Raw genomic sequence first — 18,264 nt, 5'->3', positions numbered from 1 at the left:
CTTGATTTTTTGTCTTAAAAAGCTTGATTTTTTGTCTTAAAAAGCTTGGTTTTTTGTCTTAAAAAGCTTGATTTTTATCTTTGCCAATGGGTTTCTTCCATATCAATGGCCGCAAAAATCTGTATAAGAGGGTGTCTTTTTATAGCTCTCATCAAATCCTCTGGGGTATATTCCATACCATATTCATAGCATGAAAACAGCCCCATATGATACAGGATTATGTCCCTCTCAATGCGTGTCAGTTTTATGTGTTTCTTAATCTTTTCAATAGAAAGAACTGAATGTTTATTATTTGCAGGATGGCCTTGCAACGCCCGATAATTTCCATAGTCTCCAACATATAACCCTTCCTTACAGACGTCGTGACACAAAGCAATAATTGTTAGAGAATCCTCAGGAAGTTGCTCTTTTTTCTTAAGGCGGGAATTCGATAATTTCAGTGGCTCTAATAAATTGAGGCTATGTTCCGCAAGTCCGCCAGGATAATCTCTATGATATTTTGTACTTGCAGGTGCCGAAAAGAAATCGGAATTTTCAATGTACTGGATGTAATCTTTGATCCCTTCTCTCTTCACTTCATTTAAGAGATCCAGAATATAATTTTCGTTGGCAAAGATTTCATCCTCAGTCAACATTTCAGTTCCTTCAAATTGTCAAAACTTATTGAGATTTTGTATATAACTTAACTTCAACAGATATTATATTATGATAAAAACAAATTTTGCTCCTTTATGTGTATCTATTACACAGTTGGAAACTAAATAAATATAATAGAATAAATTTTCCTGAAATTTAATAATTATTGAAAAATAAGGAAAAACACAAATCTGAACAATCCAAACAAAAAAGTATCTTAAGCAGTTCTCAATGAGTTTCGATCTCTATTAATTTCTTGTTATCTGTTCATTATTTTGTTATCTATTCGTTATTTTGTTATCTGTATATAATTTTGTTATCTGTTCAGTATTTTACTTTTTTCTTTTCATGGGTTGTCTTATGATAGTTTTAAGTTTTTCCGGTTTTGTTCTGCGCATATCACTTATGTATATCTCATGGTGTTTTTCACCAGGCAGGCTTCCATTAAACTCATATCCTTTTTCTTCAATAAAATTATGTAATTTCTCTACTGGTTGGCCTTCCTGAGAATATGGACCAATGTGCATTATCTGGGCTGATAAGCCTTCATGCAGGCTTTGAAATTTTATTCTGGAAAGCGCAGGTAGTTTTTTCTTTTTTTCTACTTCCTGTATGGCCTCTTTCATCATGTCTTTCGTGATGAAGTCGGGCTGCCTTATCATTGCAGTCCATTTCCAGCCACTTTTATCTTGAATGTTGAAATCTGCCAGATTTTCAGCCCACCAGAGTCCTTCAAGAGGCATTACTACATAATCCTGCGAGCTATCTTTTTTGGAGATAAATTTAATTTTATAAGATACTGAAAACAATGCTTCTATGGAGTTCTGATATTCCTGTGATGTATTGGGGTCGCCTTCGCCGTCTATCATTAGAAAACTCATTTCAGGAACGTCTACAGTTGACACTTCTTTTGCAGATGGATTGTAAAGTTCTTTATTTTCTTTTTTTAAATCTATTTTCGGCAGTTTACCTGGATTCGGCAGGTCAACGTAATTATAGATAGATTTTTTCATATTTTCTCCCCTATGACTTTGCTTTCAAAGATGACTGATTTTACGTTATCCTGCGGCTTTATCTGTGTATGCCTAACAAAAGAATAATCCTACCAACAACGATTCCATTACGATGGCAGATATTTCTCCATATTCAGAAAAGAAAATAACGATGCTTGTTTAGTGTCCATTTCTTCCACAATAATTTTGCTTTTTTTGGATTCTTTTTCCTGAACTACTGCAATCTTAATTTCAGACAGTTTTTCAATCAGTTGTTTCATAGAAAACCCATATATCTTTGCTTCCCAGGCCAAATATCTGTAGAAAAGCAGGCCAATCATAGCCAAAAATACATGAACCCTTATATTTTCATCCTTGTGGTGATAAACTGGTCCTACAGGGACAAGTAAATGATCGTTCAACAGCTTAAAATCGTCTTCAACAAGGTTTTTACTGTTATATGTTTTCACTATCTTTTTAGTATGCCACTCCTGCTTATCCGTAAACAGAATATTCTTACCAAACGTTTTTTCACACCTTTTTTCGTTTTCCTCATCAACCCAGAACTTCAACTGAGGTTTTTTCTTACCTTCAGGAGCTTCAATTATTTCGTATTTTATGACAGTCCTGAATTTTTTCAGAATAATTTCTGAAACTTCATTTTCGACACTGCTTCTGTTTCTCTCTTTTCCTTTACTGCTTTCTAATCTTCTCTGCAGGTCTTGGAGTTGATCAATTATTTTTGATTTGTTTGTTTCATAAGTGCTTTTTTGGAGTTTGTAAGTCCCTTCATTATAGGTAATTACGGTTGTGAATTCTGTTCCGTAGAACTGATGTTTTGTCCGGCACCCAAAAATCTCGTTACCTTTTGTATTCTTATACAGGTATTCATACCTTGAAAGTGGAACATCAAGGAGATCCTCAGCTTGATTTGCTTTTGCGGCTCCTACAAAACTCATTTTTGAGATTACCTTTTCAATGTTATCCTTAGAGTTGTTACCCTTATCGAAAACAAGAACAAGATCTTCAGAACAGATATTTAATTCAGTTAGTCGATTTATGATTTTGTCTATAATACCCGAAAATTCTTCCGAATCAGGAACATTTCCAGGATAAGTTTCGTGAATAAAGGGTATATTGTTTTCATTTACAGCCAGTGATACACAAATTTGATTTTTGTCTTTACGATGCTTTTTGTTATATCCTTTATGAAGCAGTTCACTTTTTTCATCATAATTGGTGGCAAAGGTAAACCAGTTTGATTCATCAACAAACATTATTGATGGAGTTAACCCCTTCTCAACAAGAATCCGACAAAGGTCGTCTTCAATCTTTTTCATTGTATCTGAATCAATGTAACTCATTTGGTTCAGGAAATTCTGGCAATTTAGTTTGTGAGGAAACTTCCACATGAAAGATATTGGGGATTTTTTGAACCAGTCTTCAATCCCGTTTTCACTTAAAATGCCGTGACTTTTTCCGATTACATCGAGTAAAAGGTATTCTCCAACACTCAATCCATCTATTAATTTTTTGTCAGTATGCTTGTTTACTATGTCAATGAATCCAAGTTCTTCATTTACATGAAGGAGTGCGGCAAGCTTGCCGTACTCAAAAGACTTAAGTTTATCATAAGGCATCGATTCACATTGTTTTTTCATTTCAAGTATTTTTTCTGCACTACCCAGATAAATCTGAAAAACAGTCTTTACCTTTCCGTTAACCCTGGCAGCTTCTACAATGTACCAGTAAGGTTTGCCTTTGATAAGTTTCTTTCTCAAAAATACCATACTCTTTAATTAGGATCAACATTTATAAATACTTTTCCAATTAAATCGTTAGTACTAGACCTTTTAAAGTGAATTTAGTAGTTAGGATCAACAAATAAAAGAGAAATGAAAAGGCATCTGATAGTGGTTTTGAGGAGAAATCCAAGCAAAAATCGCACTTCTTTGAAAGTAAAGTATGAGACTCAATATCTTCCAGTGAATCTCTTCCATTAAAGGCAGTGTGTCAATTTTTCTGAAAAATCAGAAATCTAAATAAGTTATTGGGTAGAAAATTCCAAATCGGAAGAATTAATTTTGTTCATAGTACTCAAAAACTTGACTTCAAATTTACAGCAAATTTGAGACACTGCCTGGGTTCTATTACTCAAATATCTGATTTAATTTTAATATTTTACATACTTTGTACACATAGACACAGACAATTATTGTAAGGATTGCTACCCCATATGGAGTGAAAAAATAATTGATATTGAGAATACTAATAATAAATCTGTTCAACACAGGTAAAATAATCGGCCAATGAAATAAATAAATTTGGAATGAATATTTTCCACACAGTAATAATGATTTTTTTAAATATTTGCAATTTAGTAGTAGTCTAGAAAATAACATCATAAATGGTGGAAATGTTATTCCATATAATAAAATAGCATATTTAGATGCAAACGATTGTGGGTAAATTATGGAGACCGTAAATATTGCGACAAAAACTATTGAAATAATATATGAAATAGAGAGTTTATTTTGTTCTAATTGCTTGTAGCCATAGGCTATCCCAAAAATATAAGCTGGCATATACATCATGATATTAAACAAAATACTAGGGTACAGTTTTAAAGTGTCCTTATACATAATGTCAAATGCCAGTAGTGGTATTCCTAAATAAAATAAAGTATCAATCTGAAAATAGTATATAATTGTAAAACAAATAGTTGTTATTACAATTAGTGCAATCAGATACCACAATTGATAAGAAACGATATTATTTCCAATCAGAGTTTTAAATAAACCGTCTATGTTTAAATTATTCCAAAAATTTGCAATACCTTCAAAATTTAGGTTAAGATAATTAATTGAGATATAACTAATGCAATATAGAGGAACAAATGCCAGTAGTGTATACCCAATATACGCTTTATACAGCCGAGTAAATCTCTTCACAAAATACTTACTTACAAATGATTTGTCGTTGATTTCTGCAGAATGATTTATCCCCATCTTAAGTCCAGATGAAAACGTAAACAAAACTAGACCAAATGTGGCAAGATATTTTAACAAAAATATAGAATCTGGCCGATTTATCCCGCCTAACTCATGAAAGAGTACGATAAAAATAATACTAATACCATCAATTAAAGTAATTTTGTCTTTTATTTCTGAATAGGACCGAGAGATCATAATCTAATCTCCAATTTTAGTAATAAGTTCTGTGCAGCTATCATTTATTTCATTATACTAGCATGAAAGTTCTTTCAAGTACTTTCATTTTTAATGCCTGTGATTAGAAGGATTTCATGTGTGTTTTTTGTGAGAATTAAATCTTTTTGCATAAATATACTAAGTGTTATGAAATTAGAATAGGTTTTTAGGCAGTGTGCCAATTTTTCTGTAAAATCACAAATATCAAGAAGTTATTGTGTAGAAAATTACATATCAAGAGATTAATTTTCTTCATCGTACGCAAAAACTTTACTTGAAATTTACAGCAAATTTGAAACACTGTCTTTTTATGATACGAACATTTGCATTTATCTGTACTCTTCGGTAGTATAGTTTGAAAATATATAATTATTTCATTAAACACACATGAAATTCTTCAAATTACAGGCACAAAGAAATGAAAGTACGTTTCACCTCACCCTTTTTGACTATCGATCGCATGATTACATTAGGTAGTAAGGTTGTCCTAGTGTTATGGAAACTTAATTATCGAGCATAATTTTTGATAGCTTTACATCAATAGATAATGATTCAGATTTAACATATGATCAATAACTAAATTTTCAATATACTAGTTTTGGTTTTTCAAACCATGCTAAACGAATCCATGAATTACCATATAAGGCTTAGATGTGATAAGGAGCAGAAAATCAAAAAAGAGTATGGGGAACCAGTTTTATCCCGTGCTTTTACACTAAATTATTTTTAATAGTTTTTTCAAATTCACATTTAGATCTTTGATACTTTTGTATAATTTCAAATCACAAAAGTATAATTATGGTAGCAATCCATTAGCAAAATGGCCAGCATCAAGTGCTTATTATTCCAATTTGGCAGAGGGTCGGACTGCCAGTTCAAAGGGGCTCTTTTCAATATACTTCATAATCGGTAAAAGAACTGTTTTGGCAATTGTGACTAGTTCGGACAAAGTATAAATTTTGTTGGATTTGTTTTATTTTTCAGTCTCTCTATGGGCCAGTCAAATTTTTCAAGAGAATTATTATGGTCAATAGGATATATTTCAGGTCTCCCATAATTATAAAAAATTTCCTAAATATTAAACCGTTTATGGGAAGACTCAAGTTCAAAGGTAGACAGTTCTACATTAATAACTCTTATTTTACCTTTAAAGCATTGATATTAGTACAATTTAGGAAAGTTTTTTTATGTATAACAGGATTTATTTAAAAATTATATTGCAAAAGAGTTCATAAAAATAATTTATATAAAAACAAAGCAGAATATAAATCAAGAGAAAGAAATCCTAAATATCTCAAAGGGATATGGCATAAATGTCAATCAAAGAAGTTAAATAACTATGAAGTGTTTTTCGATAAAAATTAGTTGAGATAATGAGATTTTCCGGCACAGACAAGGTAAAAATATGAAGCTTGTAATTATTCTTGGCACAAGGCCAGATAAAATACGAAACTTGGCTAGAAAATAATTAATTTTATTGAAAATTTTTGGAGAGATGAGTGATGTCTTCTCAAATAAACAATTATTCGGCTGTTCAGGAAAGCTTTCAGGGTGAAAAGAGTGGGTCCGTTGACCTTACTTCTAACATTATAAATTATTCAGTTAGTCCGGAAGGAGAAAAATTTTCAATACCTGAACCTGAAGAATACAAAGAAGAGTTTAAAAGAATTAAAGGTCTTGTGGACAAAGCTCGTAAAGAAGGGAAAGAGATTGTCGTTGTGATGGGTGTCGGGTTTGTTGGAGCTGTAATGGCTGCGATTATTGCAGATACGAAAGACGAAAACGGGAATTATAGTAAATTTGTAATCGGTTGTCAGAGACCAAGTACTCGCAGTTACTGGAAAATACCACTGCTAAACAGAGGACAATCTCCTGTTAAATCAGAAGATAAAGAAGTAGATGAGATTATAAAACGCTGTGTTCTTGAAACAAAAACGCTTGTAGCTACATACACAAACGAATGTCTAAAACTTGCCGATGTTGTTGTGGTAGATATCCAGTGCGATTATGTAAAGTGTGAACTTGGAAATGTCAGGACCGGTGAAGCCGATATGGCAGCACTTGAAGCTTCCATGAAAATAATTGGAGAAAACATCTGCCCCGATTGCCTTGTGCTAATAGAAACAACTGTTGCTCCAGGGACTACCGAATTCGTTGCACTTCCTCTCCTGAAAAAAGCATTCCAGAAGCGTGGAATTGATTCAACCCCGTTACTTGCACACAGTTTTGAACGTGTAATGCCTGGAAGAGATTATGTGGCAAGTGTACGTGACTTCTGGAGAGTCTGTGCAGGTTGTACTGACGAAGCAAGAGAAAAGGTTGAAAAGTTTCTCAGTGAAGTAATAAACACTAAAGATTACCCTCTGACTATAATGGATAGACCTATTGAGTCTGAAACCGCAAAAATCATTGAAAACTCCTACCGTGCAACAATACTTGCTTTCCTTAATGAATGGAGTCTTTTTTCAGAAAGAAACGGTGTCGATCTCATAAAAGTTATTAATGCAATCAAAATGCGCCCAACTCACAGTAATATAATCTTCCCAGGCCCAGGGATTGGAGGCTATTGCCTTCCAAAAGACGGAGGTCTGGGTTACTGGGCTTATAAGCATATTCTGGGCTTTGAGGATGGAGATGAGGTCTTCAAGATCACCCCCACAGCAATTGATGTAAACGACACAAGAGCTCTTCACGTAGCCGAACTTACTCGAGATGCACTTCGGAATATGGGGCACTATATAGCCGGAGCAGATGTTCTTATCTGCGGGGCCAGTTACAGGCAGGATGTTGGCGATACAAGATACAGTGGAAGTGAAATTGTAGTCAGAAAACTGACTGAAATGGGTGCTGAGATGCGTGTTCATGATCCATACGTAGATCACTGGTACGAGATGGAAAACCAGGATACATATCCAGCATCTGGTCATTCCTGGAAACATTTCTTTAGAAACCAGGAAGGTCTGGCAGAGTTAAAAATAGAAAGTGATTTTCCATCAGCAATTAAAGATATAGAGGCCCTGATCCTTGCAGTTCCACATAAGGAATATCTTAGTTTTGAGCCGGAAACCATTGTAGAGATGGCAGGCGGACCTATTGCAGTTATTGACTGTTTTGGAATATTATCGGATGAGAATATCAAAAGATATTTCGAACTTGGATGTGAAGTTAAAGCTCTTGGAAGAGGCCATATTCAGCAAATCAAAAAAGAAGTCCAGAAAAGAAAACTGCAACAGCTTTCATAACTTTACAATTACAATTTTACAGAGGGGATTATTTGAAAACTAAAAATGTAGTAGTCACAGGTGGAATGGGGTTCATTGGTTCCCATCTTGCTGAGAAACTACTTGAGGATAATGAAGTAACAATTATTGATAATGAATCTACAGGTAAGATTGAAAATATAAAACATCTACTAGACCACAAAAATTTAACTGTAATAAAAGGTAGTATAGTAGACTTGAACTTAACAGAAATTTTCAAAGACAAGGATTATGTTTTCCATCTTGCAGCAATTCCCAGTGTTCCAAGAAGCGTGAAAGATCCTTTTAGTTCAAATAACTCGAATGTCACAGGAACACTGAATGTTCTGATAGCTGCAAAAGACGCTGGAATTAAGAAAGTAATATTTTCGTCGTCCTCTTCGGTATATGGTGACACTCCAACTCTCCCAAAAAGAGAGGATATGCCAATAAACCCGATGTCTCCATATGCAATTACAAAAGCAACCGGAGAAATGTACTGCAGGGTTTTTCAAGACCTTTATGGCCTTCCAACAGTCAGCTTAAGATATTTCAACGTTTTTGGCCCACGTCAGGACCCAAATTCTCAATATGCAGCTGTAATCCCAAACTTCATAACTTCAATTTTAAACGATGAGAGTCCCGTGATATACGGAGACGGAGAACAAAGCAGAGATTTCACTTTTGTCAAAAACGTTGTTGATGCGAATATTCTTTCCTGTGAGTCTAAGAAAACTGGAATTTTCAATATAGCATGTGGTAGAAGAATTACAATTAATCAACTAGACGATTACATTAATGAAATACTGGGAAAGGAAATAAAATCAATACATGCAGAACCAAGAGCAGGGGATATTAAACATTCTCTGGCAGATATATCAAAAGCTGAAGAATTCGGGTATAATCCGAAAAATGAATTTAAAAAAGAATTAATTGCAACAGTAGAGTGGTTTAAAAATGTCCAGTAAATAAACTTAAAAAAATAAAAACATAAACGGAAATTGTTGGATTTTGAAATGTGCAAGGGAGAGTATAAATGGAAAAAATATTGGTAACTGGTGGAGCAGGATTTATAGGCTCTCATATTATTGACCGTTTATTAAAATTGGGGAATGAGGTTATCTGTCTGGACAATTTTGATAGCTACTATGATCCTTCAATAAAAAGAAAAAACATACATTTTTTCATGGAAAATAAGAATTTTGAACTCGTTGAAGGAGATATAAGAGATGAACATTTGTTGAAAAGCATATTAGATGAAGTAGATTATGTTTTTCATGAGGCTGCTCAAGCGGGAGTTAGGACCTCGGTTACTGATCCCATGAAATCTCACGACGTAAATGCCACTGGAACCTTGAATCTCCTTAAAGCGGCCATGGACTCTAATGTAAAAAAGATCATAAATGCTTCTTCTTCTTCTGTATATGGAAAGGTAAAATATCTCCCTTTCGATGAAGAACATCCAAATCAACCTTTATCTCCCTATGGAGTTTCGAAACTGTTAGCAGAACACTATTGCCGGGTTTTCGACGAGCTTTATGGTTTAAAAAGTGTATCTTTAAGATATTTTACTGTTTACGGACCACGAATGAGACCAGATCTTGCAATCAGCATATTTACAAGATCAGCTTTGAATAATGAAACTATAACTATATTTGGAAATGGTGAAAAAACAAGGGATTTCACTTATATTGATGATATAATTGAGGCAAATTTGATCTTTATGAAAAAAGGAGAAGGTGTGTATAACATTGGTGGTGGGCATTCTATCAGCATTAATGAACTTGCACAAAAAATCATAAAAATAAATAATAGCAAATCGGAAGTTGTCTACACATCTCCTGTAAAAGGTGATGCAGACCATACCCTTGCAAGTTATCAAAAAGCATGGAACGAGATCGGATGGAAACCAAAAATCAAAATAGATGAAGGGCTTGAGATGTATTCAAAGTGGTTCATAAATGAGAATTGATTTAAATAATCTACAACAGATTTAAAAGGTCATTAAATAAGAAAGTGATGAAAATGAATGTGCCAACATGTGAATATATTATTCAACCATCTAAACTTCAAGGGAAAGTAAAAATAAGTGGAGCAAAAAATAGCGCTTTAAGGCTCCTTGCAGCATCATTGCTAACAAAGGAAAAAATAGAACTTACAAATTATCCTGCTAAGTTACTTGATGCTCAAATTCACGTTGGTATGCTAGAAGTTCTTGGGAAAAACTGTGATATAAGTGAAGACAAAATAATCATTTCTGAGAAAGAAACTCCCTTATCAGTTCTTAACTGGAAAAAACGTTCAATTCGTAACACCCTACTTGTATTAGGTGCTTTAGTTAGCCGTATAGGCGAAGCGAAAGTCCCCCTTCCCGGAGGGTGTGATCTCGGAGAGAGAAAATTTGATTTGCACGAAATGATTCTCAGGAACATGGGGGCAAAAGTTTGGGTTGAAAATGATATGCTTTGTGCCAAAGCAGAAGATGGGCTAAAAGGCACCGATATATTCTTACCTATTCGTTCGACAGGTGCTACTGAAAATTCAATAATATGTGGATGTTTGGCTGAAGGTATAACTAGAGTTTGGAACCCTCATATTCGTCCTGAAATTTTAGATTTAATTAATTTTCTTAATAAGATGGGTGCAAAAATCCAGGTATTTGGACAGGAACATATAGAAATTACAGGGGTAGAAAAATTATATGGGGTTAAATATTCTGTAATTCCTGATAATATGGAAGCGATTACCTGGTTAATTGCTACAGTAATTACAGGTGGAGATATTGAAATTATCAATTTTCCTTTCCGAGATCTTGAAGTTCCATTAATACATCTTCGTGAAAGTGGAGCAAAGTACTATATTGGTGAAAATAGCCTGATCGTCAGAGGAGGGACCCCCTATCCAATAGAGATTAGTACCGGCCCTTACCCGGGAATTAATTCAGATATGCAACCTTTATTTGCCGTTTATGGCGCCTGTGCAAAAGGTAGTTCCAAAATTATTGACCTGCGTTTTCCTGGTAGATATTGTTATGCAAGTGAACTGGCCAAAATGGGCTTGCAATATAATATCAATGGTAATATACTGGAAATCATCGGTGGGAATCCCCTTAATGGTGCTCAAGTAAGAGCTCTTGATCTCCGAGCTGGTATCTCATTAACGTTAGCTGGCCTGGTGGCAAAAGGCGAGACCCGGATCTCAGATGCCTGGCAGATTGAAAGAGGATACGACAATTTTATGGAAAAATTAATTTCATTGGGGGGAAATGTGAGATATGGATAAAATAAATGATTTGATTAATAAAAATGTAGGAGATATTTATTTAAAAGAGCCTCTTTCAAAACATAGTAGCTGGCGTATTGGCGGTCCTGCAGACGTTTTAATTGAACCATATAATATCGAACAGATAATCGAAATTATACAATACGCTGATTTAATGAAAATTCCCACAGCCATTATAGGAAATGGAACAAATTTACTTTTTTCTGATGAAGGTTTTCGTGGAATCATTGTAAAGTTGGGAAATAATTTTTCCAGGTATACTATTAAAGGTGAAAAGGTTTGCGCAGAAGCAGGTATCTGGACTCCAAAATTTGCAAAAATATTATCAGATAATGGTTTATCAGGTCTTGAACATGCTATTGGAATTCCAGGCACTCTTGGCGGACTTATTTTTATGAACGGGGGAAGCGGTGGAAAATGCATAGGAGATATTGTCAAAAAAATATGGGTTATTGACAGGAATTATAATTTGATATCTTTTTCTCAAAAAGAATGTGATTTTTCTTACAGAAAATCAGTATTTCAGGATTCTGGTTATATAATTTGTAAAATTGAGTTAGAATGTGAAATTGGAGAAAAAGAACGAATAAAGTCCGAAATGAGAAATATACTAAATAAACGTAAGAACAAATTTCCACTTAATTATCCAAATTGTGGATCTGTTTTTTTAAGTAATCCTGTTATGAACGACACTGTTGCACCTCCTGGAAAGTTAATTGAAGAAGCAGGTTTAAAAGGTTATCAAATAGGTGGTGCTCAAATTTCGGAAAAGCATGCCAATTTTATAGTAAACTTGGGGAATGCTACAGCTAAAGATGTGATTTCTATTGCCCAATATATTCGAAAAATTGTATATCAACGTTATGGAATTTGTTTAGAAAGCGAAGTAAAGTATTTAGGAGAGCTGGGAAGTCTCAGATCGTTGCATGAGGTTGGAATAATTGAAAAAAGATGAACCTGAATACAGTTTAAAGACCTGCTTGAAAGATATAAATCAAGATTTAATTTTCTACGGTGGCAAAAATTTATTGGGTAAGGTTGTGATCTTTTCTTTGAATATTTCTTTTAAACTGATATTTTGGTATCGTATTTCTAGATATTGTTATCTAAAATCAAAAATGGCCAGGAGAGCTCTTCCTCTTATTAAATATAGACAATATATTCTTGGCGGCAATGAAATAGATTATAGAGCTAAGTTAGGTAATAGAATAAAATTTACTCATCCTTCAGGCGTAATAATTGGAGCGGGAGTAATTATTGAAGATGAAGTTACAATTTTTCAACAAACTACATTTGGAAGCCATGGGCATAAAGGCGAACCAAAGTCCTACCCCACAATAAAACAAGGAGCAATAATTTATTCTGGGGCAAAAGTTATAGGTGGAATAACTGTTCATGAAAATGCTGTAATTGGTGCAAATTCAGTTGTACTGACTGATGTACCTAAAAACACAACCGCCGTAGGAATTCCTGCAAAAAAAATTGAATAACGTAGGGTATAAAATGGTAAAGAACTACAGTTTGGCAAAAGATGGTATATCTGTTTTTGGCACTCAGATGTTAACATTGATTATAGGTTTCGTATCAGGAGTACTACTTGCGAGATGGCTTGGACCTGCGGGAAGAGGAGCCTTCACGGCTCTTTTAGTTTATCCTACAATTTTGATTAGCCTTTTAAGTATGGGAATGCGTCAGGCAACTGTTTATTATCTTGGTAGGAAAAAGTATTCAGAGTCAGACATTGTAGGTGTAACATTATTATTACTTATTTCATCGAGCATAATTGGAGTTTTAACTTCAGTTGCAATAATTGCGTACACTAAAAATCCAGATTATAACCTGATGTTAATATTACTTGCTTCGCTTACAGTTCCTGCAGATCTGACTATAAATTACTTTACTGGAATTTTAATCGGCAAACAAAAAATAAATAAATTCAATAAAATAACGTATTTAGTACCTATAATTAATTTTGTACTCATTATCTTTTTTGTATTTGTTATAAAATTATATATATTAGGCGCAGTTTTAGCCACACTGATTGCCAAAATGGGGCTTGCTATATATGCAGTCTTGTCTATTAAGAGTCAATATTCTTTGAAGATATGCTGTAAATCTGAAATAATTAAAAAGATGGTTTCTATAGGATCTGTATATGCTCTGTCATTGTTTATCTTGAATCTAAATTATAGAGTGGACATAATCATACTTGAACACTTGAGTAATGTTGCAGAAATAGGTCAATATACAATAGGAGTTGGTTTTGCTGAATTATTATGGCAGCTACCAGCTGCATTTGGGCTAGTTATTTTTGCGTATAGTGCAAACGCAAAGGATTCAAATAAATTCTCTCAAGATATTGCAAAAATGGTAAGGATTATTTTCCCTGTTGTCCTTTTCGGATCAGTATTTTTGTATTTTGCAAGTGGGTATATAATTCCTTTTTTGTATGGAGAAGAATATATTCCAAGTATCAAAATGCTAAAAATACTATTACCTGGAATAGTTATGATGAGTTTTTTTAAAATTATTAACATGGATCTGGCTGGTAGAGGGAAACCTGATATTACTATAAAATTGTTTTTACCAGCCGTTTTGATCAATATAGTGCTTAATATAATTTTAATACCAGATTTTGGAGGTTGTGGTGCTGCTTTTGCTTCAACCGTTAGTTATACGCTTGCATCGGTATCAATTTTATATTATTATCTACGAATTACTCAGTTGAGTTTAAGAGAGTTATTTATTTGTAATAAAAATGATTTTGATTTTCTGTTAAATGTAATTTTGAAAATTATTAAGAGAAAAAATGTATCATCAAAATCGAACTAAAGTTTCTCTGCTTTCATGGTTTAAAAGCTACAGAGCACGGGTCGATATATGTTAAAACGTTAATTTATTACATACCTTCAGTCTAAAAAACTGGGCCGTCAGATCAAAGATATTGAAACAAGGCTTGTATTTTATTTTACTATAAATCTCGTAGTATTTCGTGAGTTGACTGTCAATCTCAAAGTACTTGTTCGAAGCCGATTTTATAAATATTGTAATTTCATTTGCATACTTTTCATCTATTAATGCCTGAGATATTTGTTGATAATTTTCATCTGGATCAAAGTCATCAATAGTTATCCTACTTGAAAAATTCTGATTAAATGCTTTGTCAAAATTTTTTTCGGTAATTAGTAAAGGATACTTTGAATTCTTTAAGGGACATAACATTATCTTACCTCTTGATGCAGCTTCCATAAAACTTCTTCCTCCCCCCACAACAAAATCTGCAACATCAATTAATTGACTGGCATTGATTGCATATTCATCATCTGTAAATAGATATATGTTGCTATCGACAGTGGTTTTAATTTCTTTACCAGTTTTTTCATCCTGAATAACTCCGACAATTATCAATTTAGCTTTTACGCCCTCAATATTTAATTTTTTTACAAGGTTTATTGTCTGTAATATGTCATTTTTTTTAGATTCATCGATCCTTGAGATTATCAAAAAGATTTTTGAGCTATCACTGCCTATTGAAGACTTGAGATTATTTATTTTATAAAAATTTTGATTAATTGTCCCTACTCTATTTGGAATGTACTGAATGTTTGCTTTTTTAAATCTTCTTGAAGACTGGTAATATTTAAAATTTTCCTGGGAGTATAGTATTAAATTATTAACTTTTGGGAGAGCTATTCTTGGATTGGCACCCCCACATTTCGTATGTATATATGGTTTTTTGTAAACAAAACTAAGTAAACTTCCAAAAAAGAAAGCATCCTCATCAAAACTGTGAATAACATCAGGACACTCAAGATCAACAACTTTTTTCAGGTCTTTCATTACTTGAAAAAAACCTAGGTTTTTGTATACTAAGTTATATACTTTTAGTTTAGACTGATTTATCACTGGGGATTCTTTAGTTCCAATAACAACTATTGTACAGTCAAACTTCATACTAATTGCTTCAGAAGTTGTTCTTAAACTATAATAATGGCCACCTTTTCCGGAATTATATGCCATTGCCGAGATTAGATACAATATTTTAATGGAAAGCCCTCATTAATATATATACGATATTAAAACATTTTTAACAATATTAGGACTTACGCAGTTGAACTGAAGAATCAACAGCATTAGACCGCCAACTGTTTAAAACTTTACTTTAATCCACAGTCTTTGACGTAATTGATTTTGTTCTTCAAGTGCGTAAGTCCTGAATACATTACGATATATACAAAGTATATTGAAATTAATATATTATTAATGGTTAATTACATACATTTCCAAGAATTTATTGGAGTAAAATTTAGTAACTCCTGCATCATTGTTTAATTTATTAAAATCCTTAGGAGTAAAATCCCATTCGCTTTTAAGATCTGGAAACAGTTTTTGTTTTTGATACCTACCTACATCGCTAATTAAAAGGTATGATGTTTCATTATAATAACTGTTTATCGAAGAGTTACTTGTGTAGTCAAAGTGCTCGATAACGGGATTCGTATAGCGTATCTTTTCTTTTTTGCCTTCTGCCACACCATAAACTGCGTCATAAACTCTAAAATTTGTAATTCCAAGTTCTAAGGTAGGTTGTGAATTATTTTTTACGTGATAAAATACCTCCATTCCAGAAAATTCGCTTTCTGGAGTTTGTTGGTCTATATTTAAGTTAATTGGAGCGAAAAACAGATTATATGTTGAAAAATATGTAATTAGTAGTAAAAAAAGAGACAATAGTGGCAACAATTTAAAATGATGCTTTTTTTCTTTTACTTCAGCTCTTTCTAATAACATATTTATTGATAAGGGAATAAGCATAATAGAAAAAAGTATAGAATATTGGTAAATTCTTATAAAACCAAATGAATCAGCAAAAATTAAGATTAACAACGAAAGAAGTACAAAAAATAGCCAGCCTACTATTGAAAATTTATGGTAGTAGTCTATTTCTACATGATATTTTTTCCAAAAGATAAATACTAAGGATATGCAAATAAGTGAAAGAACACCTAACAAAACCTCTAAACCATAAAGTCTCAAACCTATTATAACTATATATAAAAATGGAATATGAATAGAATTGAGAGAATTAGAATATCTTCCTAATTCGGAACCAGTTCCATCATATAAAATCATATTATCTAATATTAGTTTTATATTGTTAGTCAAAATAGGAATATAAGAAGACCACATTAAAAAACAACATAAGATTATTAAAACAATATAATTTGATTTCCTCCATTTAACGGTAGTGAAAATTGGGTAATCTGAGATTATAAGAGTCATTATAAGTAAAATTGATATTAATGGATGAGAAAACACAACAAAAAAACTAATTAATATTAATAAAATTTCGTAGGGTATAGGTTTCTTGGCTACTCTTGATTTGAAAAAAATGTAAAGAAAAAAAGGAACAAAAAGAAGTGTTTCTCCGTTTGGACTAAGCATGCTATTTTTACTACCAAATAATAATATTGAAGACATGGATAACATAAATAATATCATATTATTCTTTTTGAATACTAATCTCCCTAATAAATACCATGAAAAAATATAAAATAATGAAAGAAAAGCAGGTATTAACATAGATATATCATTATAACTCAGACCGGACATATAATTTAGTACAAAACCCCATATATGAAGTATGGGATAGGGGTTCGAACCAATATTATGATATTTCCCGATATCAACCATATAACCAATATGAGTTAAAGCATCATACCTACCATTTACAAAATAACCTTTTATAATTGGCATAAGTAACAAAATTAAGTCTGAGATAATAATAATTAGAAATCCAGCTATCCAGGAATTAGTTTTAGATTTAGAAAATGCACTGTTCAGTAGTATAATCTGACCTATAAAGAGAGCTATAATAATAAGTGCCCAAAAGTATTCTGGATATGATTCATATATTGAAAAGTTATAGACATTTGCAGAAGAGTTATGAATAATAATAGATAATGTTGAAAGTATTAACATGAATCCAAATATTGACATTATTTTATTAAATCTAGAAATACTAAAATGATCATTTTTGGAAAACATCTGACAACCACACTGAAATCCGTAATATTTTATTTTTCGTTCATTCGTTTATGTTCCTTTTAGTAACTTTATTTATAATATTTCTTTTTATATAGCCTGATTTGATAAATCACATATGTTAAAATCACATATTTTAATGTAGTGGTCCGTGTGCTTTATTCTTTCTCAATACGGTTCAAATTCTTATCTTCTTTATTTGTTGACTTTCAAAATTTTTTATTTTTTGGAAGATACTATGCTGAAACAATGAATTTTTGTAAGATAATAATATCAATTAGCAGGACATATTAAACTAATATATAGTGTCGCGTAAATTCATAAGGATTGAATGATTCTGCATAGTTGTAATCGATATTATACAACATTTTGCTGTTGACGTGACACTAGTATCTAAGCAATTTAGTTATGGATCATTATAATTAAGAACGGGACTACAGATGAAGTATTGTCTATGTATTGAAGTATCATAACTAAGTTGCCATGATACTAGTATCATGGCAACTTAGTTATTGAGCAAATCTTAGATAGCTTTTCACCAACAGATAGCGATTCAGAGTTAACATGTGACCAATAACTAAATTTTCAAGATACTAGTCACTCCCTGAAGATGTAATGATTTCTACTAACTACAGTTGACTTTTATGCCATAATGACATTTTGTTTTAATAGCAAAATTAATGCTGCAAAATATTTAATTATAAAATATAATATTTGAGTAGTTTATATATGTATAAGGAATCAGAGTATATAAGTCACCAATATAAATTTCCGTGCTATTACGGCTATGATGAGATTTAAAACTGTTGGTAATGTCAACTAAAGTTATACTTATATACATGTAAAACTAATTCCAAACTT

13 protein-coding genes are annotated in these 18,264 nt (G+C 32.4%); 7 read left to right on the top strand and 6 right to left on the bottom strand.

What is annotated here, in order from left to right; all coding sequences use genetic code 11:
* Window positions 1–74 precede the first annotated feature (74 nt).
* The 4 genes from MSKOL_RS18650 to MSKOL_RS21545 all read right to left on the bottom strand — a co-directional run bounded on the left by MSKOL_RS18650 (window position 75) and on the right by MSKOL_RS21545 (window position 4,816).
* Window positions 75–635 carry a hypothetical protein gene (locus MSKOL_RS18650; protein WP_156150963.1) on the bottom strand — a complete coding sequence of 187 codons (561 nt, stop codon included), beginning with the start codon at window positions 633–635 and terminating at the stop codon, window positions 75–77.
* Between the two features lie 333 nt (window positions 636–968).
* Window positions 969–1,649, bottom strand: coding sequence for a GyrI-like domain-containing protein (locus MSKOL_RS04385; protein ID WP_231592435.1), 681 nt, complete (start codon window positions 1,647–1,649; stop codon window positions 969–971).
* A gap of 107 nt (window positions 1,650–1,756) precedes the next feature.
* The gene (locus tag MSKOL_RS04380) at window positions 1,757–3,418 is read right to left on the bottom strand and encodes an IS1634 family transposase (RefSeq protein WP_048153946.1); all 1,662 of its coding nucleotides are present in this window, start codon (window positions 3,416–3,418) and stop codon (window positions 1,757–1,759) included.
* A gap of 360 nt (window positions 3,419–3,778) precedes the next feature.
* A complete protein-coding gene (locus MSKOL_RS21545; protein ID WP_048153945.1) occupies window positions 3,779–4,816 on the bottom strand; it encodes an acyltransferase in 1,038 nt (345 codons plus the stop codon).
* A gap of 1,523 nt (window positions 4,817–6,339) precedes the next feature.
* On the opposite strand from MSKOL_RS21545, the gene MSKOL_RS04370 reads away from it, so the two are divergent.
* The 7 genes from MSKOL_RS04370 to MSKOL_RS04340 all read left to right on the top strand — a co-directional run bounded on the left by MSKOL_RS04370 (window position 6,340) and on the right by MSKOL_RS04340 (window position 14,190).
* On the top strand, window positions 6,340–8,079 hold the full coding sequence (locus MSKOL_RS04370; RefSeq protein ID WP_082091030.1) for a nucleotide sugar dehydrogenase: 1,740 nt from the start codon (window positions 6,340–6,342) through the stop codon (window positions 8,077–8,079).
* Window positions 8,080–8,111: 32 nt separating this feature from the next.
* Window positions 8,112–9,044 carry an SDR family oxidoreductase gene (locus MSKOL_RS04365; RefSeq protein ID WP_048153944.1) on the top strand — a complete coding sequence of 311 codons (933 nt, stop codon included), beginning with the start codon at window positions 8,112–8,114 and terminating at the stop codon, window positions 9,042–9,044.
* 68 nt (window positions 9,045–9,112) lie between these two features.
* Complete coding sequence (locus MSKOL_RS04360) at window positions 9,113–10,048, top strand: SDR family oxidoreductase (RefSeq protein ID WP_048118570.1); 936 nt, start codon at window positions 9,113–9,115, stop codon at window positions 10,046–10,048.
* 47 nt (window positions 10,049–10,095) lie between these two features.
* Window positions 10,096–11,358: a UDP-N-acetylglucosamine 1-carboxyvinyltransferase gene (locus MSKOL_RS04355; protein WP_231592433.1), complete on the top strand. Its 1,263-nt coding sequence runs from the start codon at window positions 10,096–10,098 to the stop codon at window positions 11,356–11,358.
* Window positions 11,351–12,313, top strand: a complete 963-nt coding sequence (gene murB / locus MSKOL_RS04350) for a UDP-N-acetylmuramate dehydrogenase (RefSeq protein WP_048118564.1) — start codon at window positions 11,351–11,353, stop codon at window positions 12,311–12,313. Before MSKOL_RS04355 ends, murB begins: the two co-directional genes overlap by 8 nt.
* Window positions 12,300–12,848 carry a serine O-acetyltransferase gene (locus MSKOL_RS21300; RefSeq protein ID WP_052725336.1) on the top strand — a complete coding sequence of 183 codons (549 nt, stop codon included), beginning with the start codon at window positions 12,300–12,302 and terminating at the stop codon, window positions 12,846–12,848. The genes murB and MSKOL_RS21300 overlap by 14 nt, the downstream gene beginning before the upstream one ends.
* A 13-nt stretch (window positions 12,849–12,861) precedes the next feature.
* Window positions 12,862–14,190, top strand: coding sequence for a polysaccharide biosynthesis C-terminal domain-containing protein (locus MSKOL_RS04340; RefSeq protein ID WP_156150962.1), 1,329 nt, complete (start codon window positions 12,862–12,864; stop codon window positions 14,188–14,190).
* Between the two features lie 51 nt (window positions 14,191–14,241).
* Here the strand turns inward: MSKOL_RS04340 and MSKOL_RS04335 are convergent, their stop codons facing one another.
* Both MSKOL_RS04335 and MSKOL_RS04330 read right to left on the bottom strand, forming a co-directional pair.
* A complete protein-coding gene (locus tag MSKOL_RS04335; RefSeq protein ID WP_156150961.1) occupies window positions 14,242–15,378 on the bottom strand; it encodes a hypothetical protein in 1,137 nt (378 codons plus the stop codon).
* A gap of 240 nt (window positions 15,379–15,618) precedes the next feature.
* Complete coding sequence (locus MSKOL_RS04330; RefSeq protein ID WP_048153936.1) at window positions 15,619–17,406, bottom strand: hypothetical protein; 1,788 nt, start codon at window positions 17,404–17,406, stop codon at window positions 15,619–15,621.
* Window positions 17,407–18,264: the final 858 nt, after the last annotated feature.

Origin of the sequence: Methanosarcina sp. Kolksee, from assembly GCF_000969945.1 — an archaeon.
GTDB classification, from domain to species: Archaea; Halobacteriota; Methanosarcinia; order Methanosarcinales; family Methanosarcinaceae; genus Methanosarcina; species Methanosarcina vacuolata.
Note: the sequence above shows the minus strand (reverse complement) of the source record. Positions and strands in the feature narration are given on the sequence as shown.

Excerpts from the sequence above, each read along its gene's own strand:
- MSKOL_RS18650 (WP_156150963.1), bottom strand. The coding sequence starts at position 635 with ATGTTGACTGAGGATGAAATCTTTGCCAACGAAAATTATATTCTGGAT.
- MSKOL_RS04385 (WP_231592435.1), bottom strand. The coding sequence starts at position 1,649 with ATGAAAAAATCTATCTATAATTACGTTGACCTGCCGAATCCAGGTAAA.
- MSKOL_RS04380 (WP_048153946.1), bottom strand. The coding sequence starts at position 3,418 with ATGGTATTTTTGAGAAAGAAACTTATCAAAGGCAAACCTTACTGGTAC.
- MSKOL_RS21545 (WP_048153945.1), bottom strand. The coding sequence starts at position 4,816 with ATGATCTCTCGGTCCTATTCAGAAATAAAAGACAAAATTACTTTAATT.
- MSKOL_RS04370 (WP_082091030.1), top strand. The coding sequence starts at position 6,340 with ATGTCTTCTCAAATAAACAATTATTCGGCTGTTCAGGAAAGCTTTCAG.
- MSKOL_RS04360 (WP_048118570.1), top strand. The coding sequence starts at position 9,113 with ATGGAAAAAATATTGGTAACTGGTGGAGCAGGATTTATAGGCTCTCAT.
- MSKOL_RS04355 (WP_231592433.1), top strand. The coding sequence starts at position 10,096 with ATGAAAATGAATGTGCCAACATGTGAATATATTATTCAACCATCTAAA.
- murB (WP_048118564.1), top strand. The coding sequence starts at position 11,351 with ATGGATAAAATAAATGATTTGATTAATAAAAATGTAGGAGATATTTAT.
- MSKOL_RS04340 (WP_156150962.1), top strand. The coding sequence starts at position 12,862 with ATGGTAAAGAACTACAGTTTGGCAAAAGATGGTATATCTGTTTTTGGC.
- MSKOL_RS04335 (WP_156150961.1), bottom strand. The coding sequence starts at position 15,378 with ATGGCATATAATTCCGGAAAAGGTGGCCATTATTATAGTTTAAGAACA.
- MSKOL_RS04330 (WP_048153936.1), bottom strand. The coding sequence starts at position 17,406 with ATGTTTTCCAAAAATGATCATTTTAGTATTTCTAGATTTAATAAAATA.